Origin of the sequence: Methylobacterium ajmalii (genome assembly GCF_036448855.1) — a bacterium.
Classification (GTDB): domain Bacteria; phylum Pseudomonadota; class Alphaproteobacteria; order Rhizobiales; family Beijerinckiaceae; genus Methylobacterium; species Methylobacterium ajmalii.
On record NZ_JAZFXT010000058.1, the window covers coordinates 67,977 to 93,303 of the forward strand.

At 69.6% G+C, this 25,327-nt stretch carries 25 protein-coding genes; 12 read left to right on the forward strand and 13 right to left on the reverse strand.

The genetic code is table 11. The features are described from left to right. Positions 1-172 precede the first annotated feature (172 nt). From V3T34_RS23930 to dprA, 5 genes are all read left to right on the forward strand, one after another. Complete coding sequence (locus V3T34_RS23930; RefSeq protein ID WP_305078187.1) at positions 173-1,120, forward strand: aspartate carbamoyltransferase catalytic subunit; 948 nt, start codon at positions 173-175, stop codon at positions 1,118-1,120. A gap of 257 nt (positions 1,121-1,377) precedes the next feature. Next, positions 1,378-1,785, forward strand: a complete 408-nt coding sequence (locus V3T34_RS23935) for an endonuclease domain-containing protein (RefSeq protein WP_305078186.1) — start codon at positions 1,378-1,380, stop codon at positions 1,783-1,785. Then, positions 1,782-3,080, forward strand: a complete 1,299-nt coding sequence (locus tag V3T34_RS23940; RefSeq protein WP_091889000.1) for a dihydroorotase — start codon at positions 1,782-1,784, stop codon at positions 3,078-3,080. Before V3T34_RS23935 ends, V3T34_RS23940 begins: the two co-directional genes overlap by 4 nt. Further along, a complete protein-coding gene (gene plsY, locus V3T34_RS23945) occupies positions 3,077-3,676 on the forward strand; it encodes a glycerol-3-phosphate 1-O-acyltransferase PlsY (protein ID WP_091888998.1) in 600 nt (199 codons plus the stop codon). The genes V3T34_RS23940 and plsY overlap by 4 nt, the downstream gene beginning before the upstream one ends. 57 nt (positions 3,677-3,733) lie before the next feature. Further along, positions 3,734-4,921: a DNA-processing protein DprA gene (gene dprA / locus V3T34_RS23950; protein WP_305078185.1), complete on the forward strand. Its 1,188-nt coding sequence runs from the start codon at positions 3,734-3,736 to the stop codon at positions 4,919-4,921. Between the two features lie 387 nt (positions 4,922-5,308). Here dprA and V3T34_RS23955 read toward each other — a convergent pair whose 3' ends face one another. Then, positions 5,309-6,322 carry a hypothetical protein gene (locus tag V3T34_RS23955; protein ID WP_305078184.1) on the reverse strand — a complete coding sequence of 338 codons (1,014 nt, stop codon included), beginning with the start codon at positions 6,320-6,322 and terminating at the stop codon, positions 5,309-5,311. 310 nt (positions 6,323-6,632) lie between these two features. On the opposite strand from V3T34_RS23955, the gene V3T34_RS23960 reads away from it, so the two are divergent. Next, complete coding sequence (locus V3T34_RS23960; RefSeq protein WP_060850279.1) at positions 6,633-7,232, forward strand: superoxide dismutase; 600 nt, start codon at positions 6,633-6,635, stop codon at positions 7,230-7,232. A 58-nt stretch (positions 7,233-7,290) separates the two neighbouring features. Here the strand turns inward: V3T34_RS23960 and V3T34_RS23965 are convergent, their stop codons facing one another. After that, positions 7,291-8,133, reverse strand: a complete 843-nt coding sequence (locus V3T34_RS23965) for a ChbG/HpnK family deacetylase (protein WP_305078183.1) — start codon at positions 8,131-8,133, stop codon at positions 7,291-7,293. Positions 8,134-8,235: 102 nt separating this feature from the next. On the opposite strand from V3T34_RS23965, the gene V3T34_RS23970 reads away from it, so the two are divergent. Next, complete coding sequence (locus tag V3T34_RS23970; protein WP_288587457.1) at positions 8,236-9,261, forward strand: glycosyltransferase family 2 protein; 1,026 nt, start codon at positions 8,236-8,238, stop codon at positions 9,259-9,261. Positions 9,262-9,301: 40 nt separating this feature from the next. Continuing rightward, positions 9,302-10,825, forward strand: a complete 1,524-nt coding sequence (murJ, locus tag V3T34_RS23975) for a murein biosynthesis integral membrane protein MurJ (RefSeq protein ID WP_305078182.1) — start codon at positions 9,302-9,304, stop codon at positions 10,823-10,825. 81 nt (positions 10,826-10,906) lie between these two features. Here murJ and V3T34_RS23980 read toward each other — a convergent pair whose 3' ends face one another. Both V3T34_RS23980 and V3T34_RS23985 read right to left on the reverse strand, forming a co-directional pair. Then, positions 10,907-11,623 (reverse strand): PhoH family protein, encoded by a 717-nt coding sequence (locus V3T34_RS23980; RefSeq protein ID WP_060850282.1) that lies wholly within the window; start codon positions 11,621-11,623, stop codon positions 10,907-10,909. Positions 11,624-11,998: 375 nt separating this feature from the next. Then, entirely contained in the window at positions 11,999-14,353 is a 2,355-nt protein-coding gene (locus V3T34_RS23985; protein WP_305078181.1) for an ATP-dependent helicase, read from the reverse strand. A gap of 180 nt (positions 14,354-14,533) precedes the next feature. Between V3T34_RS23985 and V3T34_RS23990 the strand changes: the two genes are divergently transcribed. After that, positions 14,534-14,782, forward strand: a complete 249-nt coding sequence (locus tag V3T34_RS23990) for a hypothetical protein (protein WP_305078180.1) — start codon at positions 14,534-14,536, stop codon at positions 14,780-14,782. Positions 14,783-14,800: 18 nt separating this feature from the next. Here the strand turns inward: V3T34_RS23990 and V3T34_RS23995 are convergent, their stop codons facing one another. Beyond that, the gene (locus V3T34_RS23995; protein WP_305078179.1) at positions 14,801-15,364 is read right to left on the reverse strand and encodes a thioesterase family protein; all 564 of its coding nucleotides are present in this window, start codon (positions 15,362-15,364) and stop codon (positions 14,801-14,803) included. A 243-nt stretch (positions 15,365-15,607) separates the two neighbouring features. Between V3T34_RS23995 and V3T34_RS24000 the strand changes: the two genes are divergently transcribed. Then, on the forward strand, positions 15,608-17,026 hold the full coding sequence (locus V3T34_RS24000) for an FAD-binding oxidoreductase (RefSeq protein ID WP_060850286.1): 1,419 nt from the start codon (positions 15,608-15,610) through the stop codon (positions 17,024-17,026). Between the two features lie 1,173 nt (positions 17,027-18,199). Here V3T34_RS24000 and V3T34_RS24005 read toward each other — a convergent pair. Continuing rightward, on the reverse strand, positions 18,200-18,448 hold the full coding sequence (locus V3T34_RS24005) for a hypothetical protein (protein WP_091888985.1): 249 nt from the start codon (positions 18,446-18,448) through the stop codon (positions 18,200-18,202). A 155-nt stretch (positions 18,449-18,603) separates the two neighbouring features. Continuing rightward, positions 18,604-19,422: a transglutaminase-like domain-containing protein gene (locus V3T34_RS24010; protein ID WP_091888983.1), complete on the reverse strand. Its 819-nt coding sequence runs from the start codon at positions 19,420-19,422 to the stop codon at positions 18,604-18,606. Positions 19,423-19,767: 345 nt separating this feature from the next. On the opposite strand from V3T34_RS24010, the gene V3T34_RS24015 reads away from it, so the two are divergent. After that, entirely contained in the window at positions 19,768-20,112 is a 345-nt protein-coding gene (locus V3T34_RS24015) for a hypothetical protein (protein ID WP_305078178.1), read from the forward strand. 505 nt (positions 20,113-20,617) lie between these two features. Here V3T34_RS24015 and V3T34_RS24020 read toward each other — a convergent pair. The 5 genes from V3T34_RS24020 to V3T34_RS24040 all read right to left on the reverse strand — a co-directional run bounded on the left by V3T34_RS24020 (position 20,618) and on the right by V3T34_RS24040 (position 24,236). Then, complete coding sequence (locus tag V3T34_RS24020; protein WP_060846269.1) at positions 20,618-20,950, reverse strand: hypothetical protein; 333 nt, start codon at positions 20,948-20,950, stop codon at positions 20,618-20,620. 177 nt (positions 20,951-21,127) lie between these two features. Beyond that, positions 21,128-21,394 (reverse strand): hypothetical protein, encoded by a 267-nt coding sequence (locus tag V3T34_RS24025; protein ID WP_305078177.1) that lies wholly within the window; start codon positions 21,392-21,394, stop codon positions 21,128-21,130. Between the two features lie 2 nt (positions 21,395-21,396). Continuing rightward, the gene (locus tag V3T34_RS24030; protein WP_305078176.1) at positions 21,397-21,855 is read right to left on the reverse strand and encodes a hypothetical protein; all 459 of its coding nucleotides are present in this window, start codon (positions 21,853-21,855) and stop codon (positions 21,397-21,399) included. Positions 21,856-22,290: 435 nt separating this feature from the next. Further along, positions 22,291-23,742: an IS3 family transposase gene (locus V3T34_RS24035; RefSeq protein WP_305078175.1), complete on the reverse strand. Its 1,452-nt coding sequence runs from the start codon at positions 23,740-23,742 to the stop codon at positions 22,291-22,293. A 53-nt stretch (positions 23,743-23,795) separates the two neighbouring features. After that, entirely contained in the window at positions 23,796-24,236 is a 441-nt protein-coding gene (locus V3T34_RS24040; protein WP_305078174.1) for a hypothetical protein, read from the reverse strand. Positions 24,237-24,319: 83 nt separating this feature from the next. Between V3T34_RS24040 and V3T34_RS24045 the strand changes: the two genes are divergently transcribed. Next, a complete protein-coding gene (locus V3T34_RS24045; protein ID WP_305078173.1) occupies positions 24,320-25,003 on the forward strand; it encodes a hypothetical protein in 684 nt (227 codons plus the stop codon). Between the two features lie 11 nt (positions 25,004-25,014). Here V3T34_RS24045 and V3T34_RS24050 read toward each other — a convergent pair whose 3' ends face one another. Continuing rightward, entirely contained in the window at positions 25,015-25,230 is a 216-nt protein-coding gene (locus V3T34_RS24050) for a hypothetical protein (RefSeq protein WP_305078172.1), read from the reverse strand. Between the last annotated feature and the right edge of the window lie 97 nt (positions 25,231-25,327).

The window sequence follows — 25,327 nt, forward strand, 5'->3', positions numbered from 1 at the left end:
GAAGAGCACACCGCGGCAGATCGGGCTTCAACTTGTGCGGGGCGGCCGGCGCGGGGTGTCGCGCGGCGAAGCGGACAAGTGGGTGATGAAGGAGCGGTTGTCAAATACCGGCGATGGTCCGCAGGCGATCCTTGCGGCGGGCCTGCGCCGCTCCTATAGCCCTGGTCCCAGGATGAGCACCCAGGCACCCCCCGGCTTCCCGCACCGCCACCTCCTCGGCATCGAGGGCCTCTCGCCCCTCGACATCGCGGCGCTTCTCGACCGTGCCGACGAGGCCGTCGAGATCAGCCGCCAGGTCGAGAAGAAGCGCTCGACCCTGCGCGGGCGAACCCAGATCAACCTGTTCTTCGAGCCCTCGACGCGGACCCAGTCCTCGTTCGAGCTGGCCGGCAAGCGCCTCGGCGCCGACGTGATGAACATGTCGGTCGCCTCCTCGTCGGTGAAGAAGGGCGAGACCCTGATCGACACCGCCGCGACCCTGAACGCGATGCGCCCCGACATCATCGTGGTGCGCCACCACCAGGCCGGCGCGGTGCATCTGCTGGCCCGCAAGGTCGATTGTTCGGTGGTGAATGCCGGCGACGGCGCCCACGAGCACCCGACCCAGGCGCTCCTCGACGCGCTGACCATCCGTCGCAACAAGGGCCGGATCGAGGGGCTGACGGTGGCCATCTGCGGCGACGTCCTGCACTCGCGGGTGGCGCGCTCGAACATCATCCTGCTCATGGCGCTCGGCGCCCGGGTGCGGGTGATCGGCCCCTCGACCCTGCTGCCGCCGGGCCTGCCCCGCTTCGGCGTCGAGGTCTTCACCGACATGCGCAAGGGGCTCGACGGCGTCGACATCGTCATGATGCTGCGGCTCCAGCGCGAGCGGATGAACGGCTCCTTCGTGCCCTCCGTGAAGGAATACTTCCGCTATTTCGGCCTCGACGGCGACAAGTTGAGCCACGCCAAGCCCGACGCTCTGGTGATGCATCCCGGCCCGATGAACCGCGGCGTCGAGATCTCGTCCGAGGTCGCCGACGGTGCGCAGTCGCTGATCAAGGAACAGGTCGAGATGGGGGTCGCGGTGCGGATGGCGGTGCTGGAAGCGCTGGCGACGCATCTGCCGAACGCGTGAGGGGTCAGGCGTAACCTTGGGGAAGGGCGGCACGGCCGAACCCTCCCCCCTCTGCGGGGGAGGGTGGCGAGCGGAGCGAGCGCAGCGGGACGAGGTCCCGCCGAGAGGGGCGGCGCGACGCTGATCCATGTGGCGCCCCTCACCACGGTCGCGACTTCTCCGGAAGCGGCGTCCCCTCTCCCGCCCCGCATCCGCGGGGCACCCTCCCCCGCGGAGGGGGGAGGGGTCGAGGGCGGCGAGCTTAAGAGGAGAGGCGGGTGGAGCAGGAGAAGCGCAATCCGGTCCCCGACCGTCTCAGAGACTTCGCAAAGGATCGGCGCTCCCTTTCCACACGCACCGAAGCCCTGTTCTGGAGCCAAGTCCGCGCCGGCCGCCTCTCCGGCCACAAGTTCAAGCGGCAGGTCCCCATCACCCCCTACATCGTTGACTTCCTCTACCCTTCCGCCCGCCTGATCGTCGAACTCGACGGGGAGCCGCACGACACGGTCGAGCGCGGCAAGCGAGACGCTGCCCGGGATGCCTGGCTCCGCAGCCAATCTTTCGAGATCAGGCGGTTCACGAACGACGCCTTCCTCGGCAATCCCCAACTCGCGCTCGACACCATACTCGCCGTAGTCGAGCGACGCTCCTCTACGCCCCCGCACTCCGAGCGGCTTGATCCATGACCACACTCCTCCTCACCAACGCCCACCTGATCGACCCCGCGACCGGCCGCGAAGGCCCCGGCGCGGTGCTCGTCCGCGACGATCGCATCGCCGACATCCACTGGGGAACGCCCGCTTCCGTGCCCGAGGGCGCGGAAGTGATCGAGTGCGGTGGGCAGGTGCTGACCGCCGGCCTCGTCGATCTGCGCGCCTTCGTGGGCGAGCCCGGGGCCGAGCACCGCGAGACCCTGGCGAGCGCCAGCGCGGCGGCGGCCGCGGGCGGCGTCACCACCCTGGTCTGCATGCCCGACACCAACCCGCCGATCGACGAGCCGGCGATCGTCGACTTCGTGCTGCGGCGTGCCCGCGACACCGCCAGCATCCACGTGCTGCCGGCCGCCGCCATCACCAAGGGCCTCGCCGGCCAGGTGATGACCGAGTTCGGGCTTCTGACCGAGGCCGGCGCCGTCGCCTTCACGGACGGGCTCAAGGCGGTCACCAACGCCCAGGTGATGCGTCGCGCGCTGACCTACGCCCGCGATTTCGGCGTTCTGCTGATGCAGCACGTCGAGGAGCCGACGCTCGTCGGCGACGGGGTGATGAACGAGGGCGAGATGGCCTCGCGGCTGGGGCTCCACGGCATCCCGCGGGAGGCCGAGACGATCCTGCTCGAGCGCGACATCCGCCTCGTGCGCCTCACCGGGGGGCGCTACCACGCCGCGATGATCTCGTGCGCCGATTCGGTCGAGATCGTGCGGCGCGCCAAGGAGGCGGGACTTCCGGTCACCTGCGGCGTCTCGGTCAACAACCTGGTTCTGAACGAGAACGACATCGGCCATTACCGCACCTTCTGCAAGCTCTCGCCGCCGCTGCGGACCGAGCAGGACAGGCAGGCGGTGGTGGCGGCGTTGAACGAGGGCGTGATCGACGTGATCGTCTCCGATCACAACCCGCAGGACGTCGAGACCAAGCGCCTGCCCTTCGCCGAGGCCGCCGACGGGGCGCTCGGCATCGAGACGCTGCTCGCCGCCGCCCTTCGCCTGGTCCATGCCGGCGACGTCTCGCTGCCCCGCCTCCTCGCCGCCCTTTCGGCCGCGCCCTCGCGGGTGCTCGGGCGCGAGACCGGGCGCCTCGCGCCCGGCGCCCCCGCCGACCTCGTGCTGGTCGATCCGGACGCGCCCTACGTGCTCGACAAGCGCCGGCTGAAGTCGCGCTCGAAGAACTCGCCGTTCGACGAGGCGCGGCTGCAGGGGCAGGCCGCGCTGACCATGGTGGCCGGTCGCATCGTCCACCGCGGCGAGGAGACGGGCCGATGACGCCGGACTGGACCCAGATCGCCCTCTGGCTCGCCGTCGGCTACCTGTTCGGCGCGATTCCCTTCGGGCTGATCCTGACGCGCCTGGCCGGCCTCGGCGACGTGCGGGCGATCGGCTCGGGCAATATCGGCGCCACCAACGTGCTGCGCACCGGCCGCAAGGGGCTGGCGGCCGCGACGCTCGTCGGCGACGCGCTCAAGGGCACCGCCGCAGTGCTCCTCGCCGCGCGCCTCGGCGGACCGGACGCGGCACTCGCCGCCGGGCTCGGCGCGTTCCTCGGCCATCTCTTCCCGGTCTGGCTCGGCTTCAAGGGCGGCAAGGGTGTGGCCACCTTCATCGGCGTGTTGCTCGGTCTGTTTCCCCTTGGGGTCCTGGTCTTCGCCGCGGTCTGGCTCGGCCTCGCCTTCCTGCTGCGCTACTCCTCGGCCTCGGCGCTCGCGGCCTCGGCCGCCACCCCGCTCGCCCTGTGGGCGTTCGGTCAGGGGCGCCTCGCGGTGCTGTTCTGCGTGCTCGCCCTGCTGCTATGGTGGAAGCACGCGCCCAATATCCGCCGCCTCGCCGCAGGCACGGAGGGGCGCATCGGCCAGAAGGGCTGAAGGTCTGATACCGACCCTCACCCAAGGTTCGATGGACCTTCGAGGGGGAGTTGGGTCTTGCAGTTAAGCGACGCGCAGCGCCTCGACTGGCTCCGGCTGATCCGCTCCGAGGGGGTCGGCCCGCGCACCTTCCGGGGGCTGGTCAACCGCTTCGGCGGGGCGGGCGCCGCGCTGAGGGCCCTGCCGGACCTCGCCAAGGCCCGGGGCAAGCCGATCCGGGTCGCCACCAAGGCCGAGGCGGAGCGCGAGATCGCGGCGGCCGCCCGCCTCGGCGCCCGGTTCGTGGCGATGGGCGAGGCGGAGTACCCCCTGCCGCTCCAGGCCACGGCGGACGCGCCGCCGCTCATCGGCCTGCGCGGCGACGCCGCCTGCCTCAGGCGCCCCGCCGTCGCCATCGTCGGCTCGCGCAACGCGTCCGCCGCCGGCCTCACCTTCACCGAGCGGCTGTCGCACGCGCTCGGCCACGAGGGGCTGGTGATCGTCTCCGGATTGGCCCGCGGCGTCGATGCAAGGGCCCACAAGGCGACGCTCCAGAGCGGCACCGTCGCGGTGCTGGCCGGCGGGCACGACCGGATCTATCCGTCCGAGCACGAGGAGCTGGTCGCGCGCATCCTCGATTCCGGAGGCGCGATCGTCGCCGAGATGCCGATGGGCTGGGAGCCGCGGGGGCGCGATTTCCCCCGCCGCAACCGCATCATCTCAGGGCTGTCCCTCGGCACGATCGTGGTCGAGGCGGCGCGCCGCTCCGGCTCGCTCATCACCGCCCGCTTCGCCCTCGAACAGGGCCGCGAGGTCTTCGCCGTGCCGGGCTCGCCCCTCGATCCGCGGGCCGAGGGCACCAACGACCTCATCCGCGACGGCGCCACGCTGTGCGCCGCCCCCGAGCACGTCATGGCGGTCCTGACCCCGCTGATCGGCGGGCCCGCGCCGGAGACCGGGGCCGAGGACGCGGCGGACCGGGCAGAACCGGCACTCTACTGGGACGAGATCGACTTCTCGGCGGAACCGGTCATCGCCATGGCGGCCGAGCCGGCGCACCCGCCGTTCGAGGAAGGCCCGCCGCAGCCGGTGCCGCGCGACGACCGGACCATCCTGCTCGAACTGCTCGGCCCGTCGCCGGTCCCGGTCGACGCCCTGGCCCGGCAGGCCGGCTTGCCGGCGCGGGTCGCACAGAGCCTGCTGATGGAGCTGGAACTCGACGGGAAGATCTGGCGGCACCCCGGCGGGACGGTGTCGCTTCGGTGAGAAGGGCATCTCGCAGCGGTTGAGGCCTTGCAGATCCGGAGCGAAACGAACGGCTCGTCGGGATGTCGAACTGGCCGAGCTTCGCGATCGAGCGTATTTCGATCGCGCCACCACCGATCGCAAGGCACAGGACGGCGGCGGGTGCGCGCTAAACAACGCAGACCCTCGCGGCCCGACCCATTCCCGATCGCGTGCGACTCTCGCGTCGATCGTCGTGGATCAGGGGGACGGCCTTCGGCCGAAGGTCGGGCTGCCGGCATGACGACGATCATGGCGACAGTCGTTGTGCAGGCGCGCCGGCGACCGGCCGATGCGGCAGGCCCCTGATCCTGCCGCATTCTTCAGGACGAACCGGCATCCGGTTCATCCCGGGAAATGCCGGCGCCGTCAGGCGCTGCGGGCCGCGCCCTCGCCGCCGGCGCTGCGGAACGCCTTCAGTTCCTCGATCGACGCGAAGTGGAAGCGCCCGGCCGGCGTCTCGGCGTCGATCGTGCCGTCGGCATACATCGTGTAGGTGTTGTCGCCGGCATCGTAGGTGCCGATCACCGTCTTGCCCGCCGGCTCCTCGGGGGCGTGCTCTGCGACCGTGGGCTCCTCGGCGACCGCAGTGTCATGAGGGCCGGCCGCGGGCTCGGGGACCGGAGCCGCCTCGGGGCTCGATGCGATCTCGGGCTGAGGCAATTCCGCGACGGTCGGGACGTCGACGACCGGCGGCGCCGGCTCGTGGTGCTCCGGGGGAGCTGGTTCCTGATAAGCGGACTCCTGAACCACGGAGTCTTGCCGCACGGGCTCGGCGGGGCCAACCTCCGAAGTCTGAGCGGTCTCGGCGGCCGATGGCGGCGCCTCGTGCGCAGCGGACTCCGGATGCGCGACCGGCGCTACGTGGAGCGCGGGCTCCCGGGGCATGGCGTCCGGCACGGTCGGCTCGTGCGGCAGGATCGGGTCGGCGTCGTCGGCCCGCCGCAGGCGGAGTTCGCCCACCGCCAGCCCCACCGTGGCGGCCCCGGCCGCGAGGGCGGCGGCATGACCCGGTCCGGACGGTCCGGACGCGTGCGGCTCCTGCACGGCGGACGCATTCTGCGCCGGCAGCGGCATGGTCGGGATCGGCGGCATCACCGGCTCGCTGCGGGCCGGGCGGACCGGGGCGGGGGGCTCGGGGAAGGCCGGCGCCGCGGCGAGCGGCGCGGCCGCCCGGTCGGACCGCAGGGCGCGCTCGATGCGCCCGAGCCGGGCGACCACGGCCGCGAGGCCGAGCAGCACCGCGCCCCCGCTCGCCCCGACCGTGCCGGCGATCACCATGGTCCAGCCGACCTCGAGCCGGATGAACGGAATGCCCTGGACCATCGCGGCGAGGCCGCCGATCAGCATCAGGAGGGCGAGCACGGACAACGCAACGATCATCGGATTCTCGGAGGTGGCGGCACGAAGCGGGTCGATCCCGGCGGGCGATCGGGGACAGCCGGACGGTCGGCCGGGAGCCGTCGCCCCGCCCGCCCGCGCGACAGGCTTAAAGGTGCGGGCCGCATTTGCAAAATCGCCACGCTTGAACGGCCCTCGACGGCCTGCCCCGAGCCGCCAAAGGCCTGGACGGCGGCGCCGGGTTGGGCCGAGCGGCGTTGCCGCCGGCGCGAGGCCGACTTAGGTAGACGCGGGTGACGCGGCGGCTTCCCCGGGAAGCGCCGCGAGGACCCGAGCGATCCGGAGACACGCCATGGCCTTCACGCTGCCCGAACTTCCCTACGCCTACGACGCGCTGCAGCCCTACATGTCGAAGGAGACCCTGGAGTTCCACCACGACAAGCACCACAAGGCCTACGTCGACACCGGCAACAAGCTGCTCGAGGGCTCGGAGCTCGCCGGCAAGAGCGTCGAGGAGGTGGTGAAGGCCTCCTACGGCCAGAACCAGCCGCTGTTCAACAATGCCGGCCAGCACTACAACCACATCCACTTCTGGCAGTGGATGAAGCCCAACGGCGGCGGCGCCATCCCGGGCGCGATCGAGAAGAAGATCGCCGAGGACCTCGGCGGCACCGACAAGTTCAAGGCCGACTTCATCCAGGCCGGCGTGTCGCAGTTCGGCTCGGGCTGGGCCTGGCTCGCCGTGAAGAACGGCAAGCTCGAGATCATGAAGACCCCCAACGGCGAGAACCCGCTGGTGCACGGCGCCAAGCCGATCCTCGGCGTCGACGTGTGGGAGCACTCCTACTACATCGACTACCGCAACCGCCGTCCCGACTACCTCAAGGCGTTCATCGAGAACCTGGTGAACTGGGAGCACGTCGAGAAGATGTACGGCGAGGCGATCGCCTGATCGGCGCCTGATCGTCGAAAGTCGAGAGCCCCCTCCCCGCCCGGGCGAGGGGGCTTTTCTATGTCGCGGGCCCCGGCACGAGCCGCAGGCCCTCCCGCTCCAGGAACGCCGCGAAGCGGTCGGAGCCGAGATAGGCGAGTTCGCGCGGCCGGCTCGCCACCACGGGATCGAGGGCGCGCAGGGCCTCGTCGATCTCGCCCGGATGGCACATCACCACCGGGGCGGGGCCGAGCGCCCGGAAGCTCCGCTCGAAGGCGTCCGCGAACCCGTCGCCCTCGGCGAAGTCCGAGAAGCCGGAGAAGCCGCGATTGGTGGCGAACCCCGCCCGCCGGGCCACCGCGCCAAAGCCGAGCCCGAGCCCCGCGACGACGGCCGCCTTGCGGGCCTGCGGGCGGGCCCGGATCGCCGCCGGACGATCGCCGGGATCGCGAAGCCAGCCGCGCCAGCGCCGCGCCGCCAGCGCCGCGAGCAGCGCGCCGCGCACGCCGGGCAGGACGTGGACGTGCTGGTGCCCGTCGACGAAATCCGGCAGCCGGCCCATCGCCTGCGCGAAGGCGTCGAGCTGGCGCTCGATCTCGCCGCGGATCTCGGATGTCGGCAGGCGGCCCGACAGGCTCGCGGACAGGATCCGGCCGAGCGGCGGCAGGCGCCCGTGCCGCGCGACGCGCGGCATCGCGCCGAGGGGCGCCCCCGCCGTCAGGGTGAGATGGAGGCCGAGGCCGACCGTGCCGGCGAGCTCCCGCAGCGGCGGAGCGTCCGTGCGGAAGGCCGGGATGTTGGTCATCGACCCGGTGGCTGATATGCGGCCCTCCCGCGCCAGCTCGAGGATGCCCCGGCTGACGCCCGGGCTCAGGCCGTAATCGTCGGCGCAGAGCACGACCGGGCGCCGTTCAGGAAGCATGGCTTAGATCTCGCGCATGAGCCGCCGGTGCCCTGCACCGGCCCGATGACCGATCGCCGCCGGCTCGCGCCGCGGCGCGACACCGAAACGAGGGACAGCACCGTGGAGCTGTTCGCACACCCCGCGCCGGTCGACCTGAGCGTCGTCATACCGGTCTTCAACGAGAGCGCCAACGTCGCCCCGCTGCTGGCGCGCCTCACGCCGGTGCTGGAGCGGCTGACGCCGGCCTGGGAGGTGGTGTTCGTCGACGACGGCAGCCACGACGACACCGCCGCCGTGGTGGCGGCCCACCACGCCGCGGAGCCCCGCATCGGCGCGGTCTCGTTCAGCCGCAACTTCGGCAAGGAGATCGCCATCGCGGCCGGGCTCGACCATGCCGAGGGCCGCGCCGTGGTGATCATGGATGCCGATCTGCAGCACCCGCCCGAGCTGATCGCGGCCTTCTGGGAGCGCTGGCGCGAGGGCAACGTGATGGTCTACGCCCAGCGCACCGACCGCGACGACGAGAGCGCGATGCGGCGCGGTTTCGCCCGGCTGTTCTACCGGCTCTTCGCCCGCTTCGGCGAGATGCCGCTGCCGGAGGGCGCCGGCGACTTCCGGCTCATCGACCGCAAGGGCGTCGAGGTGCTGCGCTCGCTGCCCGAGCGGGCCCGGTTCTCGAAGGGCCTGTATTCCTGGATCGGCTTCCGCTCGGTCGGGGTGCCCTACCAGGTCGAGGAGCGCCAGCACGGCAGCTCGAAATGGAGCTTCCGCAAGCTCTTCCGCTTCGCCTTCGACGGCATCACCTCGTTCTCGACCGTGCCGCTGCGGGTCTGGACCTATCTCGGCGGCATGATCGCCGCCGTGGCGCTGCTGGCCGCGCTCTACTTCGTCGCCGACACGCTGCTGCGCGGGCCGGACGTGCCGGGCTACGCCTCGCTGATCGTCTCGGTGATGTTCTTCTCCGGCGTGCAGCTGATGTCGCTCGGCATCATCGGCGAGTATATCGGCCGCATCTTCGCCGAGGTGAAGCGACGCCCGCTCTACGTCGTGGCCGAGCGCATCGGCCCGGCGGCGGTCGGCCACGACCGCCTGGTCCGCGACGACCGCCGCGGCGAGCGGCGTGCCCGGTATTCCGGCGCCGTGTGAGCCCCGCGCGCAACCGCCACGCTGTGCTATGGAGCACGGCATGATTCGCAGCATCCTCTCGGTCGGCGGCTGGACGCTGGTCTCCCGCGCCACCGGCTTCCTGCGCGACGTGGTCATGGCCGCCGTGATGGGCGCCGGACCGGTCGCCGACGCCTTCGTGGTGGCCTTCCGGCTGCCGAACCACTTCCGCGCCATCTTCGGCGAGGGAGCGTTCAACGTCGCCTTCGTGCCGACCTACGCGGCGCTGGACGCGGAGGCCGGGGCCGCGCGCGCCTTCGCCGACCGGGTCTTCACCCTGATGCTGCTGGTGCAGGTGGCGCTGCTGGCGCTCGCCCTGCCGCTGATGCCGGTGATCGTGCGGGCGCTGGCGCCCGGCTTCGCCGACGAGCCCGAGAAATTCGCGCTCGCGGTGACGCTCACCCGCATCACCTTCCCGTACCTCCTGTTCATCACCCTGGTGACGCTGCTGTCGGGCATCCTGAACGCCCGACGGCGCTTCGCCGCCGCGGCCGCCGCGCCGGTGCTGCTCAACGTCTCGCTGCTGGCCGCGCTCGCCCTCGCCTTCCTGTTCCCGAATGCCGGCACCGCCGCCGCCTGGGGCGTCGCGGTGTCGGGCGTGCTGCAATTCATGCTGGTCTGGGCCGATGCGCGCCGGGCCGGGCTCGCCCCGTCGCTGGTGCGCCCGACCCTGCGCGATGCCGGGATGCGCCGGTTCTTCCGGATGCTGGGACCGGCGGTGATCGGCTCGGCCGGCGTGCAGATCGCGATGTTCGCCGATACGATCATCGCCTCGTTCCTGCCGACCGGCGCGGTCTCGGCGCTCTACTACGCCGACCGGCTCTACCAGCTGCCCTTCGGGGTCATCGGCATCGCCGCCGGCACGGTGCTGCTGCCGGAGATGAGCCGGCGCATCGCCGCGGGCGACCAGGACGGCGCGCATGCGGCGCAGAACCGCGCCACCGGCTTCTCGCTCGCCCTCTCGGCGCCGTTCGCGGTGGCGTTCCTGCTGGTGCCCGACCTGATCATGACCGCGCTGTTCCAGCGCGGCGCCTTCGACGCGGAGGCGGCGGCCCGCTCCGGTGCGGTCCTGGCGGCCTACGGGCTGGCGCTGCCGGCGGCGGTGCTCATCCGCAGCATCGTGGCGAGCTTCTACGCCCGCCAGGACAGCCGCACGCCGGTCGTCGCCTCGCTCACCGCGGTCGCGGTCAATGTCGGCCTGAAGGTGATGCTGACGGGACCGCTGGGGGTGATGGGCCTCGCGCTCGCCACCGCCGCCGGGGTCTGGGTCAACGTGCTGATCCTGTTCTGCCTCGCCTACGGCCGCGGCTGGACCGCGCCGAGCCGGACCCTGATCGTCACCGCCGGCGGGGTGCTGGCGGCCTGCGTCGTGCTCGCCGGCTGCACGCTCGGCGGCCTGCCCCTCATCGACGGGCTGATGCCGGCGCTGCCGCGCTTTCGCGACCTCGCGGTTCTGTCCGCGCTCGGCGCCGCCGGGCTCGTCGCCTACGCGGCGACGCTGCTCGTGGCGCTGCGGCTGTTCGGGGTGCGGCTGAAGCGGGTCTGAGCGACACGGCCGTCGCCCCGCCGGCTCATGTGGGCAGCGAGCCCGCCCGGTCCTGACGACCGGACGGGCTCGCTGTCCGGGTCAGACGCGGGCTTCCTCGAAGGCCCGCACCCACTCGGCGCAGATGCCGGAGCGCACGATGTCGTCGAGGCCGAACTCCACGATCGGAATCGGCATCATCCGGCTCTTCACCAGGTGGATCACGGTGCGCAGCCCCGAGGTCTCCCGCAGGTCGGTCTGCGAGACGTCGCCGTTGATGATGACCTGGGTGTCGTCGCCGATCCGGGTCAGGAACATCTTGATCTCGGCCGGGGTGGTGTTCTGGGCCTCGTCGAGGATCACCAGGCAGTTCTTGAAAGTGCGGCCGCGCATCACCTCGAAGGGCACGACCTCGATGTCGCCGGCCTTCACGGCGATCTCGAAGGCGCCCTCGCCCATGCGCTCCTTCATGGTCTCGGTGAGGGGAGCGACCCAGGGGGCGATCTTCTCCTCGATGCTGCCGGGGAAGAAGCCGAGGGAGCGGCCGGAGGGCACGTTCGGCCGGGTGATGACCACCTTGGCGACCCGGCGCTGACGCAGCAGGTCGGCGGCGCGGGTGCCGGCGATGTAGGTCTTGCCGGTCCCGGCGGGGCCGAGGACGATGACTTGCGGGTGGGAACCAAGGGCGTCGAGATATTCGGCCTGGCGGGCCGTCATCGGCTGGATCGGTGGCGGGTTGCGCTCTTCCTCGAAGCGAGTGCGGTGCACTCGGATCGGGCGGTCATCAACCAGTTCAAGTCGTGCGCGTCGTCTCTTCACGGATCAACACTCCCACTGGACTTGCGGTGCCGATTATCGTGTGCCCTCTCGTGTCCCTGATCTCCTGCGTTGTTCTGATGGCTTCAAGCCTCGGGAGGCCGCAACGGTTCCGGACGGGGTTGACGCAGGCGGTGGACAAGTCCGCCTGTTTCGACCGTCAGGGTAAGCAGACGATGATGAACGAGCAATTGTCGCGCCGCACCATGCCGTTGCGAAACGGCGCGGGGACGGTACGGAACGGCAAATTGTGATGAAAACCACACAGCGGCGCAGTGGCCGGGACGGTCGATGCGGATCGATGCGATCCGCGGGCCGGTCGAGGTCGCCACCTGATCGCCGCTCCCGGTCTGCCCCGAAGCGCCCGCCCCGCCGGCCTCAGGCCGGCTGGACGAAGCTGTCGAGCACCATCTTTCGGCCGGCCTTGTCGAAGTCAACGGTGAGCTTGTTGCCGTCGACCGCCGCCACCGAGCCCGGCCCGAATTTGGTGTGGAAGATCCGCGCCCCGGCCTCGAAGGCGGACGGCGTGCCGGTGGATTTCGCCACCAGCGTCCCCTCGATCTGCTGCGGCCCGCGCCGGCCGGGCGAGGTGCTGCGCCCTCCCCCGCCAAAACCCCCCTGGCCGTAGCGGTCCTGGCCGGCGGTCTGGGCCTGCGCCCGCTGCCAGCCGGGGGTGGAGTAGGACGAGCCGAAGGCCGGCGCCTGGCGGTCGAAGCGCGACGGTCCCTGCGAGAAGTTCGCCGGCGCGTCGCGCACCTCGACGCTCGCCTCGGGCAATTCGTCGATGAAGCGGCTCGGCACGGTCGAGGACCACAGGCCGTGGATGCGGCGGTTGACCGCGAACGAGATCTTGGCCCGCTTGCGCGCCCGGGTGAGGCCGACATGGGCGAGGCGTCGTTCCTCCTCCAGGCCGGCGCGCCCGCTCTCGTCGAGGGCGCGCTGGTTGGGCATCAGCCCGTGCTCCCAGCCGGGCAGGAAGACGGTGTCGAACTCGAGCCCCTTCGCCGCGTGCAGCGTCATCAGGCTCACCCGGTCGCCGCCCTCGGCCTCGTTGACGTCCATCACCAGCGAGACGTGCTCGAGGAAGCCGGCGAGGTCCGGGAACTCCTCCATCGAGCGCACCAGCTCCTTCAGGTTCTCGAGCCGCCCGGCGGCGTCGGCGGTGCGCTCCTTCTGCCACATCTCGGTGTAGCCGGATTCCTCCAGGATCGTCTGGGCCACCTCGGTGTGCGGCTGGTCCTCCAGGAGCTTGGCCCAGCGGGAGAAGCTCTGGCACAGGGCGCGCACGGTCGAGCGGGGCTTGGGCTTCAGCTCCTCGGTCTCGCTCATCATGCGGGCCGCCTGGAGCAGCGGCACGTTGGCGCGGCGGGCCAGGCCGTGCAGGGCCTGGAGGGTCGCGTCGCCCAGGCCGCGCTTGGGCGTGTTGAAGATCCGCTCGAAGGCGAGGTCGTCGGAGCCGTTGGCGACGATGCGCAGATAGGCGAGCGCGTCGCGGATCTCGGCCCGCTCGTAGAAGCGCGGGCCGCCGACGACGCGGTAGGGCAGCCCGAGCTGGACGAAGCGGTCCTCGATCTCGCGCATCTGGGCCGAGATCCGCACCAGCACGGCGATCTCCGACAGCTTGTGGCCCTTGGCCTGCAAACTCTCGATCTCCTCGCAGACGAGGCGCGCTTCCTCTTCCGAATCCCAGGCGCCGGTGACCGTGACCTTCTCGCCCTCCGGGCTGTCGGTGCGCAGGGTCTTGCCCAGCCGCCCCTCGTTGTGGGCGATCAAGACGGACGCCGCGGCCAGGATGTGGCCGGTCGAGCGATAGTTGTTCTCCAGCCGCACCACCAGGGCACCCGGAAAATCGTGCTCGAAGCGCAGGATGTTGTCGACCTCGGCGCCGCGCCAGCCGTAGATCGACTGGTCGTCGTCGCCGACGCAGGCGACGTTGCGGTGCCCCTGCGCCAGGAGCCGCAGCCAGAGATACTGGGCGACGTTGGTGTCCTGGTACTCGTCGACCAGGATGTAGCGAAAGCGCTGCTGGTAGTTGGTGAGGATGTCCGGGTTCTCCCGCCACAGCTTCAGGCACAGCAGCAGCAGGTCGCCGAAATCGACCGCGTTGAGCGACTTCAGCCGCTCCTGGTAGGCGGCGTAGAGCGCCCCGCCCTTGCCGAAGCCGAAGGCCGAGGCCTCGCCCGCCGGCACCTGCTCCGGCCCGAGGCCGCGGTTCTTCCAGCCGTCGATCGTGCCGGCGAGGCTGCGGGCCGGCCAGCGCTTCTCGTCGAGGTCGGCCGCCGCGATCACCTGCTTGAGGAGCCGCAACTGGTCGTCGGTGCCGAGAATCGTGAAGTCGGAGCGCAGGCCGACGAGTTCGGCGTGGCGGCGCAGGATCTTGGTGCCGATGGCGTGGAAGGTGCCGAGCCACGGCATCCCCTCGCCGGCCGCGCCGATCAGCGCGCCGATGCGCTCCTTCATCTCCCGGGCGGCCTTGTTGGTGAAGGTCACCGACAGGATGTCGAAGGGCCGGGCGCGGCCGGTGGCGATCAGGTGGGCGATCCGCGTGGTCAGCACCCGGGTCTTGCCGGTGCCGGCGCCGGCCAGCACCAGGATCGGCCCATCCGTCACCTCGACGGCGCGGCGCTGCTCCGGGTTCAGCCCGTCGAGGTAGGAGACGCCCTGGGGCACCACCGCGGCGCGGGCGCGGGCGGAGATCGAGGTGGAGCCGGTCCCGGCGATATCGCGAGTCATGCCGGCATCACTGGACCAAAACGCGAACGGCGTCGAGGGTGCGGGACGCATGGGAGCCGGATGCCGGCGGGTCTCCGCGGGACCCGGAACCTTGCGGGCAGGAACCTTGCAGCGAGGAACCTTGCAGCAGGCGCCGCGTCGTCCCCACCTGACAGGTCTCGTCCGCGGAAAAGGCCCCCGATGCGCGTCCACAGCCTCCTGATCCTCGCCGCCATGGCGGCGCCCCTCCCGGCCCTGGCCCAGAACCAGGCCCCGGTGAACCGCGCCCAGCAGCGGGTCGAGGGGATCAACCGCTCGATCGAGAGCAGCGGCGAGATCCGCGGCATCCAGCAGCAGAACCGCTTCGAGACCAACCAGCTCCAGGGCCAGATCCAGCGCCAGCAGAGCCTGCCTCCGGCGCCCCTGCCCCCGCTCGGCGTGCGGCGCTGAGCCGGCGGCCGTCCGGCGTCAGTGACGGACCCGGGCGCCGGCGGTCGCGAAGGCCATGGTGTCCGGCCGGTGGTGGCCGCGGGCCGGGATGCCGATCACCCGGCCGAGATCGTCGGGCCGCGGCAGCCGGGCATGCGAGCCGAGCATGACCGCGAGATTGGCCTGGATGTCCTCCGGAAACGGCGCCACGCGCCGCGTCTCCGGATCGACGTGAAGGGAGAGATTCTCCGACGAGGCGGCCACCCAGCCCTCGGTCGCGTGGCGGATCTCGGAGTAGAAATGCAGCCGCTTCTCGTCGAAGGCGATGAGCTGCAGCGTGACCCGGATCGGATCGTCGAGCACCAGTTCGCGGCGGTAGCGCACGTGCACCTCGGCCGCGAAGGTCGTGCCGCGCCCGCTCTCCATGTAGTCCGGCCCGAGGCCGACGACGCCGAACGCCTCGTCCACCGCCCGGTCGAACAGGACGTGATAATACGCCATGTTGAGGTGGCCGTTGTAGTCGATCCATCCCGGCTCGATCACCATCGTGGACGACACGAACGGCGCGAAGAAGAAGATCGAGGCGGGGCGGTCGTCTGCCATTGTGGGGCTCCCGATGGCGCACGCGGGATGACAAGGGCGCCCAGGCACGTACCATGCTCGGGCCCGGGATGCACCCCCGCCTGCCTTGCACCTTGGGGCAAGGAGCCACCCTCGCAGCGCACTTCTCCGTGACCGGTCCGGCGGATATGCCGGGGGGATCCGGCCTGCTAGGGTGGCCGGCGCAAGGCCGGGACGCACTTTCCCCACGGCGCCCGCCAGTCCGTTTCGGGAGTCGACACCGCCATGAACGCCCTGAGCCCCACCCCGTCGCGGGAGCGCCCGAGCTCCGAGACCGTCGAGGCGGTGATCCGCGAGCTGACCGCGCAGTTCGGCAACCGCGTCGTCACCTCGCAGGCGGTGCGCGAGCAGCATGCCAGCACCCTGACCTGGGTCGCCAACCAGCCGCCGGACGCGGTGGTCTACGCCCTGAGCACGGAGGATGTGCAGGCGGTCGTGCGGGTCTGCGCGGCGCATAAGATGCCGGTCGTCGCCTTCGGCACCGGCACGTCGCTGGAAGGCCACGTCAACGCGCCGTACGGCGGCATCTCGATCGACATGAACGGGATGAACAAGGTCCTGGCGGTCCATGCCGAGGACCTGGACTGCGTGGTCCAGCCCGGCGTCACCCGCAAGGCGGTGAACGAGCACCTGCGCGACCAGGGCCTGTTCTTCCCGATCGACCCCGGCGCCGACGCCTCGCTGGGTGGCATGGCGGCCACCCGGGCATCGGGCACCAACGCGGTGCGCTACGGCACGATGAAGGACAACGTCCTGTCGCTCACCGCCGTGATGCCAAACGGCGACATCGTCCGCACCAGCCCGCGGGCGCGCAAGACCTCGGCCGGCTACGACCTGACCCGGCTGATGGTCGGCTCGGAGGGGACCTTCGGCATCATCACCGAGCTGACCCTCAAGCTCGCCGGCATCCCGGAGGCGATCTCCGCCGGCGTCTGCCCCTTCCCGAGCATCAAGGCGGCCTGCGACGCCGTCATCGTGACGATCCAGTCCGGCCTGCCGGTGGCCCGCATCGAGCTCCTCGACGAGGTCCAGGTCGCGGCCTGCAACGCCTACTCGAAGCTCACCCTGCCGGAGACCCCGCTCCTGCTGGTCGAGTTCCACGGCACCGACGCCAGCGTGCGCGAGCAGGCCGAGCGCTTCGGCGAGATCGCCGCCGAGTTCGGCGGCGGGCCCTACGAGTGGGCGACCAAGGCGGAGGAGCGCACCCGCCTCTGGCAGGCCCGCCACGACGTCTACTGGGCGGCGGTCGGCATGCGGCCGGGCGCCAAGGTCATCGCCACCGACGTCTGCGTGCCGATCTCGCGGCTCGCCGAATGCGTCGACGAGACCAAGCGTGACATCCTCGAATGCGGCATCACGGCGCCGATCGCCGGCCATGTCGGCGACGGCAACTTCCACACCGCGCCGCTGGTGATGATGGACGACCCCGACGAGATCGCCCGGGTCTCCGGCTTCATCGAGCGCCTGGTCGCCCGCGCCGTTGCCATGGAGGGCACTTGCACCGGCGAGCACGGCATCGGCCAGAAGAAGATGCACTTCATGGAACTCGAGCACGGGCCCGAGGCGCTGAACCTGATGCGGGTGCTGAAGCGGGCGATCGACCCGGACAACATCATGAATCCGGGGAAGGTGGTGGCGGTGTAGGCCGCTTCGACCTCTCGCTCTCGTACAACCCTCCAGTGCGGCGTGTTCCACGCGCCGCGCGCAACCCGCGCAGGGAAGCGCGCAATGTTCTGCTCCGCCGCGCAGGGCTTGCAAACCGCACTGGAGAAGCGGATGCGCCTCACCGCGCGACCCGGGTTGCGATCCGGGTTCCACCTCGTCGCGGCGTCACGGTCCGGACCGGGATCCTCGTCCGCATCGTCCGGGCCTATCCCGACTGGCGGCTATGACCTCGTCGACCGCTGGTGCGAGACCGTCCTCATCGAACTCCGGGCTGCCGCCTACCCGGAGCCGCCGTGCTCACCGGTCGGCGAGGTCGAGGCTGCTCGGGTCCTGAAACGACTCCGGGAACCGGGGGCGGAATTAGCCGGGAAGAACGCTTGAGGCTGGCATCACTCGAACGAAAGATCCCCGGGCAAGGTGTGGATCGACGCCGAAGCGGGACCCCGGGCTGGATGAGGAACAAGCCCTCGAAGCGAAATCGGAAGTCTCGCTCAAGGCGGGGTCCCGATAAGCACCGATGTGAAACCCGCTTGGAGCCAACTTTCTGGCCTACGAACAATGGTTTAGACAAAATTCTTCGTGGGGGTCCGCGTCGGTTCCTATACACACTTGGGGCCAGTGGAGACCGCCGCCCGTCACGGCAGCGGTCCTTCCGGTCCCTCGTGGGTGCTCGCGAACGGCATGTCGGGAGTACCGAAGAACGCGGCATACGCCGGGTGAGGGTGCCAGGATCATCCCTGGAGATTCCACGGACGACCGTCCGGCGGTCAGCCACCCGAGGTCAGGACGCTCCGAGGGTCTGCAAGCGACCCTGCCCGGCTCGTTCGCACGGCGACGGATGCCGGAGGAAGGGCGAGCACACGAATTCGTCCGGCGATCATACCGCGGAGATCCCGCGGGTCCTGACCTGCCGCCAAGCCGCTACGGCGGCTCGTCGGGCCTCGTACGCCATACGCTGCGGCGTCCCCGGCTCACCCCTGCCGAGGGGGCCGTAGCCGTGCAACAGGACGCCGTCGGGCCCATGCAGCCGCTGCACCTCCGCCCGCCACGCGCGATCGGCGAGGGCCAGTCGGTGCTCGGTCTCCACCAGGCGCTGCGCGTTCATCGCGACGCTCGTTGCGGGCACTCCTGAGGCGGACACTCCCGGGGTGGTCATGGCGCCGCGAGCCGCTTGGTGTTCGCCGCCACGTGCTCGCGGTAGCGGGCGACCACCGTCTCGGGCGACCCGCCGGACGAGAGCGTCACCATCGCCTCGCCGGCCGCCGAGATTTTCTCCGTCACCATGGACTGAGCCTCGGCCCACCCGTCGGGACCGCCCCAGGCCAGTCGAACCATTCGCAGCTCGACGACCTTCTGGGCTTCGATCGCGAGCATCATCGAGGACAGCAACAGGTTGATCATGTCTCGCTCCGCACCGCGGCAGATGCGGCACGGCGTCAACCCGCCGCGAGGGAGGATTGATCCGGCCCCGAAACGCAGCGCAGCCCTGCAAGCCGCCCCGTGACCAAGGGGCGACCCGCGCGAGCCCGCGAACCGAATGGCAGGGCCGGAGCGTCTCATGCCGTGAGCGGCGTCGCCTCCTCGGTCGTCACCCGGAAATCCACGAGGGTGTTCGGCCCGAACGTGAGCGTCAGGGGCACGTCGGCGGCGTCGCGTCCGTAGGCGATCAGGATTCTGCCGATTCGCGAGCTGTTGTTGCGCGGATCGAAGGTGTGCCAGCGGCCGCCCAGAAAGACCTCCATCCAGGCCGCGAAATCTCCCGGAGCATGCGGCAACGGCAGACCGATGTCGCTGACGTAACCGGTGCAGTAGCGAGCCGGGATGTTGAGGCAGCGGCAGAACGCGATCGCGAGATGGGCGTAGTCGCGACAGACGCCGCGACGTTCCTCGAAGGCCTCCAGCGCCGTGCGGGTGGGCCGGGAATGCTCGTAGCCGAATGCGATGCGATCGTGAACGTAGTCGCAGATCGCTTGCACCCGTGCCCATCCCGGCGCCATGGCGCCGAACAGGTCCCAGGCGGTCTGCGACAGGCGATCGGTCTCGCAGTACCGGCTCCCGAGCAGGTAGAGCAGCGTGTCGACAGGCAGGCTGCGCACCTCCTCCTGCCGTGCGACCGTGTCGGTCATGTCCCCGTTGCCGTGATCGCGGACGACCGTGTCGGTCTTGAGCGTGAAGCGCCCGGCCGGCGCGACGAGCCGGTTGCACCAGTTCCCGAACGTGTCCCGATAGCCTTCCAGGGGCACGGCCGGCACCGTCAGCAGATAATCCGGTCGCTCGAGATCGGAGAACCGCGACGCGTGGACGTTGAGCATCGTGACGACCGGCGTGTCCTGCACGAAGTCGTAGGTCATTTCACAGCCGACGTGGATGCGCATCGCGTGTCTCCAGGGGGACGGCAGGGTCGTGCTCTCCCTGAACGCGAGTCGGCTCGCGTCTTCGGTTCACATGGCTGCACTCGAACGATCCATGACACGAATGGGCGATCTGTACAGCACGAACAAAGAGCTTTTCCGTTCGCCGGACCGGAGCGCGATCATCGAAACGACAACTGCCCCCCGGCGGGGCAGCGGTCGGTCGCTCCCTCCCATCGCGGCATTCGCGGTGGTGGCAGGCATTTGGGCGTCGTGGTTGCCACGGGCTTGAACCCGCGACGGCGTCGGAATCCAGCCAGCACCTTTCATGTCAAAATATGATAGAGTGACTTTTTAGAAGGCCTCTCGATGAACCGCCAAAATAATGCAGTGGTGTTTCTGGCCACGCTGATCTGCGCGACTGTTCTCTCCGGCACCTGGTCGAGCGCCGGCGCGCGCCCGGCAGGGGCCGGGATCGGTTCCGGGCGCTCCACCGAGCGATCCGTCGATGGAGCCGCTTCCAAGGTCAGATTGGATCCCGCGAAAATCGAAGACCGCGCGAGAAAAAGAAGGGAGGCCGATCGCAGGCGCGACGAGCGCATGAACAAGCTCGGTGCCTCGATCTGCACGGGCTGCGGCGGTCCCGTCATTCCCTTTGACCCGAGCGGAGGCGATCCGAGCATCGACGGCAGATCGAAACCGCAAAGGCGCTGAATGGTCGATCGGAGTTCGTCATCGTGTGCGCTGCCGGACGAGAGGCGGGCGGAAACCATGACGACACGCCATTGGCTTCGCGCGATGGATCGGCACCGATAGTCCTTAGCCGCTCGACCGAGATCAGGTACCGAGCCCGTATAGCGATCGAGGAGCGGGATGTCCCCGCTCACCGACGCGCCGCTTCGTGAGACCAAGGCGAACTTCGAACCATCGCTGCATGGGTTCGGTGTCGCAGCCCGGATGGCAGCGTGACGGCCACGCCCACCTCCGGCTCGAAAGCCGGCTATCGGGTATCGGACGCCTGTCGCCGCCACGGGACGGCAAGGTATTCAGCCGGTCGTTCGGGCCCGGACGGGCTACCGTTTCATACCGGGCTTGCCGCTCGCGACGACTTGGCCCTTCGTGCTCGGTGCCGCCGCAATGACTTTCGGGGTTTCCTTCTTCGGCTTCTTGGCTTCACGGTTTCCACGAGTTCGATCGCTCGTCATCTGGACTTCTCCGGTCAGATATTGGGAGTTTGCGAGTCTCGCGCCTCGGGCTTGGTCGGCCCCGACAGACGCGCGAAGTCGGACAACACGGCGGCGACCATGCCCTGCAAGCGAGGATCATCGCAGGAGAATGTCGCGGCGAACCTTTCGAGCAGATACCTCGCCTTGTCGGCGGCCTCCGGCCATGTCGTCGCCTCGGCCGCGAACAGGTGGGCTTCCAGGTCGTGCTGGCGCGCGACGAGGCCGGCACGTTGCGCTTTCACCGCAGCTCGCCTGCGGCGCACCTTCGTCGCCTTCTGGGCGGCCATGCCGCGCCGCTCGTCCAGCTCGATCGGACGATCCGTCATCCAGCCAACCCCCTATGCTGCGTTGCCGGCTCTTCGCCGTCGGGATGCGAACGCGGGTGCTCCGAGGGACCCTCCCGGACCGCGGCCGACGGAGCCGGCGGAAGGAGGTCATGGCCTCGACACCTTGATATGCGGGGCACTGGACCCACGCACGTACGTTCCTTGCGCGAACGAGGTTCAGGGACCAGGAGTGGCCATGGCTGCCGGCAACGACACCAAAGAATTCGGGTCACGAGTGGAGTTCGTGCCGATACCGCTCAGCAAGCGCTCAATCAGCATCGTCGCTTCATGGATCTGCATTGCCGCGCCTCTGATCGTCTCGAGGCTGGCTCGCCCAGGCTCGTCGGCACTCCACCAGCGACCATCGTCGATGGCTTGAAGCAGGCGGCCGATCCGTCTGTGATCCCGCTCGATTTGCTCGATAATCTCAGCACCGTAGGGCACGACTATCTCCTGGAATGAAACGACAGTGAAATGTGCTGCCAAAGTCGCACCGTACGGTCATAGGATTTTTTGCCGACAGCATAAGAGCGATCATAACCGCGACGGTTTCCCTGCACGCGTGCCAGTTTCAGCCGTCCGACGATCCTGTCGAGACGCCGCTCCTCGCGTGCAATCCTCGACAAGATTTCGCGTGCGCGATCGCAAAACACATCCTTGGATTCGACTGTGGTTGTTCCGTTCGCACTCGGCAGTGCTCCTGCACCTGATCCTTCTGACGTGCGACGATGCAGTTCGGCCCAGGCATTCAGGTAGCGCAGGAGCCTGATGTGATCGCGTTCCTCAAGCGACTGTTCGATGCGCCAGCTGAGCAAACGGAGCCGCAGGTTGACGATGACGGCACGCAGGGTCGATCGACCGTAGCTTGGGGAACGCTGTCGGCGAGAAGGAAAGTCGGTGGGCATGGCGCCCTCCGGTGCAGTCCTGGCCCATCGCCACGACACCCATAGGTATATGGCGTGCGGTGAGCGGATAGCAACTCAAATCCGAAAATACTTAAAAAATCACGGTGCGGCCAGTGAAGCTGTAGGCCATGAGAATTTTTCTTACCCTACGGCTGCTGGTCATCGAAACTGAGCAATTATGTACGTCGACGATCGCGCTTCTCCAGCGAGCCCAGGACGCTATCGACTCGCCAAGCGTGTTCGAGCGGACTCCGCTCGCCGCCGTGCCGACGGGCATGAGATCGCTCAAGGTCGGCGACGACGCGAACGAACTCCGCTGCATTCGTAGGGAAATAGCATACTGGGATTGGGATTGCCCCGTTTCTGTGGACGGCTACGGGGCTTGGCTGAGCAGGATCTCGGTTGTGATCCTCCCCCGTTTTCGCGGACACGGGATTAGCCTGCGTTCCGCTCGGCCTGCTCGGGGGTTCTGTAGCCGAGAGCCGAGTGGAGGCGCTGTCGATTGTAGTAGCCCTCGATGTAGGCGAACAGGTCGCGTCGGGCCTCATCGCGGGTCGCCCATCGTCGCTGATGGACGAGTTCGACCTTGAGGGTGTGGAAGAAGCTCTCCATCGGGGCGTTGTCGTAGCAGCAGCTGGCGCGGCTCATGGAGGGGATCGCGCGGATGTCGGCGAGTTGCCTGCGGTAAGCCTCCGCTGCGTACTGGCTGCCGCGATCCGAGTGACAGATGAGCCCTGCAGGAGGTCGCTGCCGTTGGGTGGCCATCATCAGAGCGGTCGACGTCGGTTCGGTCCGCATGTGGTCGCGCATCGACCAGCCGACGATCTTGCGGGTGGCCAGATCGAGGACGGCGGCCAGGTAGAGCCATCCTTCTGCCGTGGGCAGATAGGTGATGTCTGCCAGCCAGACCTGGTTGGGCAACGCGGCCGAGAAAAGCTGCTTGAGCAGGTTGGAGGCGATCGGCCGGTCGTGTCGACTGTCGGTCGTGCAGGGCCGGAACCGACGTCCCGCCAGCGCCCGGATGCCATGGCGGCGCATCAGGCGCTCCACCCGCCCGCGGCTGGCTGCGCGGCCCTCCGCGCGCAAGGCGGCATGCACCCGAGGCGAACCGTATCGCCTCTGATGCTCGGCATGGATCCGCTGCACGTCGTCGAGGATTTGCCGGTTGGATTGGAGGCCGACCGGGCGCTTTCGGGACGTGATCGCCAGCCGTAGTCCCCGCTGGGGGACACTCCGAGCACGCGGCACATGAGACGCACCGGCCAGGTGGTCGCATGCGGCTCGATGAAGGCGAACGTCATCTGGGCATCTCCGCAAAGATGCCGATCGCTTTTTTAGCACGTCGCGCTCCATGCGCGTCCGGTCGAGTTCGCGGCGCAAGCGGGCGATCTCGGCTGCCTGATCGGACGGCGAGGCAACCGGGCTCGTAGGAGCGGAGCCCGGCGCGCCGGCGGGTCGCTGTTGCACGGAGCCGTCCATCAGCACGGTTCGCCACTGGCGCAGCCTGGAGGGCTGGATCCCGAGCTCGGCGGCGATCTGCATCTGCGACCGGCCGCTGCTCTTGAGAAGGGCGACCGCCTCGCGTTTGAACTCGGGGTGAACTCGCGTCGTGTCTTCGCCATCAAACACCTTCCCCGCCCGTAACGAGCGTATCAGAGGTGTCCGCGAAACCGAGGGAGGATCATCCTGCGCATCCTCGCCTTGCCGGCCCCGGTCACCCCGGACGGCCTGCGCGTCACCGGCCTGGCGATGGCGATAGCGGCCGAGGGGCGCGCCGCCGACAGCGACGCGGGCCTGTATTTGACCCTCGCGGCCCGCGCGATCCTGGGCACCACCGGAGAGAGCCTGCCGCCGGGGTTCATCGGCTTCGGCGACGAGCCGGATCACGATGACCGCGATCGGGCGGCCTGGACCGGCAGCGGATCGCTGCCCGCCTGGGCTCAGGCCGGCAAGGCCGCGCCGGACGATGCCGACTTCCTGGTGGAGGTCCGGGAAAGAACGCGATCGGTCGCATTCCTCCCACCCGCGGCCTCGTCGGGATCGACGTTCTGCTGATCAATGGACGCGCCATCCACCTCGACGACATCCTGACCGCCGACGAGGGGCGCCAGCTTCTGGCGGTCCTCGACGGCGAGATCGCCCGGATCGAGGACCAGCTGTCCGCCGCCGACCTGCGTGGCGCGGACCCGGAGTGGCGACGACGCGCCACCACCGCGCACAAGCGCAAGCGCCGGATCCGCCCACGGCTGCAGGAACGGATCGGCACCCTTCGGCGAGCCGAGCGGGACCAGACGCATGCCGCCGACACCCTGGCCGCCTCTTCCGTCAAGGACGGCCGGCGCCGCGCCTTCATCCTCGCCGCCCGGGAACTCCTCAGCCACGAGGTCGTGACGGAGGTCTGGGCCCGAGCGGCCGAGATGAAGCCCGGCCTGTTCGCGCACGGCAGGCAGGCAGGAGGATCGGCATGACCGGGGCCGATCCCGTCCTCGTAGGCATCGCCACCCACCGCGCCGCCTACGACGCGTTCCAGGTGGCGCCCGACGGTACGGCATCCATCTTCGCCGAGGGGGCCTACCGCGAGGCCGGCGACGTCCTGGTCGCGACGGCCTGCACCACGTCGACTGGCGCGATGGCGCTTCTCGAGCACTTGCGCTGGTGGCTCGCGGACGAGGCCGAGTTCGCGCAGGCCCACCAGCCGACCTACGGGGCCGCGCAGGTCCGCGTCGCAGATCTCACGGTACTCGCTTGCGCGTGCTGGCCGGCGGTGGGCCCTGATCCGATCCACCGGGCCATCGCCACGGCCGAGACCGCGGAGGCGGCCCCTACCGCGGCGCTGTCAGGCCTCGACGAGAACGACGATGGGCAAGTGCGCCGCGCCGACGCCGCGGCCGATGCGAGTTCGGCGGCCTTCCAGACGCTGACCACTATCCTGTCGACCACGCGAGCCGGACTGTTCGCCCTGGCCGAGTTCTACGCCCGGGAGAGCGAGGAATTCGAGCCGATGTGCGCGGGCGGACAGTACCTGCAGCACCTCGCGGCCGCCCTACGAGGTGGTGATTCCAGTGCCCTGATTTCGGACACTATTCCGGTAAATTTTTCATTGAATCAACGGCTTGCCTGCCTGATTCCGCGGGCGGCCGCGCAGTGAGGCCGCGACTTTCAACCGTAAGCCGAGACGGTCTCCGGCGCGCGGCGAATGGCGTTGCGCCGGATGCCACCGTCACGCAGCGCAGTCGCCGACGGATCGGCATCGCTATGCCTGATCGACCGACCTGTCTCGACCTCACCGTTGGAAAGATAGGTGTCGAGCGGCTTCATGACATCGCGGAAGAGGCCGCCCACGCCAAGGGCGTCCGTCACTTCGAAGAGCAACATGACCGTACAGCTTTCGGGTGTGAGGTGTTGGGCGCTGCTCGCGCGCCTCATCTGCCCGAACTACGATTTAACGCCCGATACGTTCCAGCGGGCTTCC

What these genes read in the sequence shown, in the direction of transcription:
- V3T34_RS23930 (WP_305078187.1), top strand. Translation starts at nt 173, where the DNA reads ATGAGCACCCAGGCACCCCCCGGCTTCCCGCACCGCCACCTCCTCGGC.
- V3T34_RS23940 (WP_091889000.1), top strand. Translation starts at nt 1,782, where the DNA reads ATGACCACACTCCTCCTCACCAACGCCCACCTGATCGACCCCGCGACC.
- plsY (WP_091888998.1), top strand. Translation starts at nt 3,077, where the DNA reads ATGACGCCGGACTGGACCCAGATCGCCCTCTGGCTCGCCGTCGGCTAC.
- V3T34_RS23955 (WP_305078184.1), bottom strand. Translation starts at nt 6,322, where the DNA reads ATGATCGTTGCGTTGTCCGTGCTCGCCCTCCTGATGCTGATCGGCGGC.
- V3T34_RS23960 (WP_060850279.1), top strand. Translation starts at nt 6,633, where the DNA reads ATGGCCTTCACGCTGCCCGAACTTCCCTACGCCTACGACGCGCTGCAG.
- V3T34_RS23965 (WP_305078183.1), bottom strand. Translation starts at nt 8,133, where the DNA reads ATGCTTCCTGAACGGCGCCCGGTCGTGCTCTGCGCCGACGATTACGGC.
- murJ (WP_305078182.1), top strand. Translation starts at nt 9,302, where the DNA reads ATGATTCGCAGCATCCTCTCGGTCGGCGGCTGGACGCTGGTCTCCCGC.
- V3T34_RS23985 (WP_305078181.1), bottom strand. Translation starts at nt 14,353, where the DNA reads ATGACTCGCGATATCGCCGGGACCGGCTCCACCTCGATCTCCGCCCGC.
- V3T34_RS23990 (WP_305078180.1), top strand. Translation starts at nt 14,534, where the DNA reads ATGCGCGTCCACAGCCTCCTGATCCTCGCCGCCATGGCGGCGCCCCTC.
- V3T34_RS23995 (WP_305078179.1), bottom strand. Translation starts at nt 15,364, where the DNA reads ATGGCAGACGACCGCCCCGCCTCGATCTTCTTCTTCGCGCCGTTCGTG.
- V3T34_RS24000 (WP_060850286.1), top strand. Translation starts at nt 15,608, where the DNA reads ATGAACGCCCTGAGCCCCACCCCGTCGCGGGAGCGCCCGAGCTCCGAG.
- V3T34_RS24005 (WP_091888985.1), bottom strand. Translation starts at nt 18,448, where the DNA reads ATGATCAACCTGTTGCTGTCCTCGATGATGCTCGCGATCGAAGCCCAG.
- V3T34_RS24010 (WP_091888983.1), bottom strand. Translation starts at nt 19,422, where the DNA reads ATGCGCATCCACGTCGGCTGTGAAATGACCTACGACTTCGTGCAGGAC.
- V3T34_RS24015 (WP_305078178.1), top strand. Translation starts at nt 19,768, where the DNA reads ATGAACCGCCAAAATAATGCAGTGGTGTTTCTGGCCACGCTGATCTGC.
- V3T34_RS24020 (WP_060846269.1), bottom strand. Translation starts at nt 20,950, where the DNA reads ATGACGGATCGTCCGATCGAGCTGGACGAGCGGCGCGGCATGGCCGCC.
- V3T34_RS24030 (WP_305078176.1), bottom strand. Translation starts at nt 21,855, where the DNA reads ATGCCCACCGACTTTCCTTCTCGCCGACAGCGTTCCCCAAGCTACGGT.
- V3T34_RS24045 (WP_305078173.1), top strand. Translation starts at nt 24,320, where the DNA reads ATGACCGGGGCCGATCCCGTCCTCGTAGGCATCGCCACCCACCGCGCC.
- V3T34_RS24050 (WP_305078172.1), bottom strand. Translation starts at nt 25,230, where the DNA reads ATGTTGCTCTTCGAAGTGACGGACGCCCTTGGCGTGGGCGGCCTCTTC.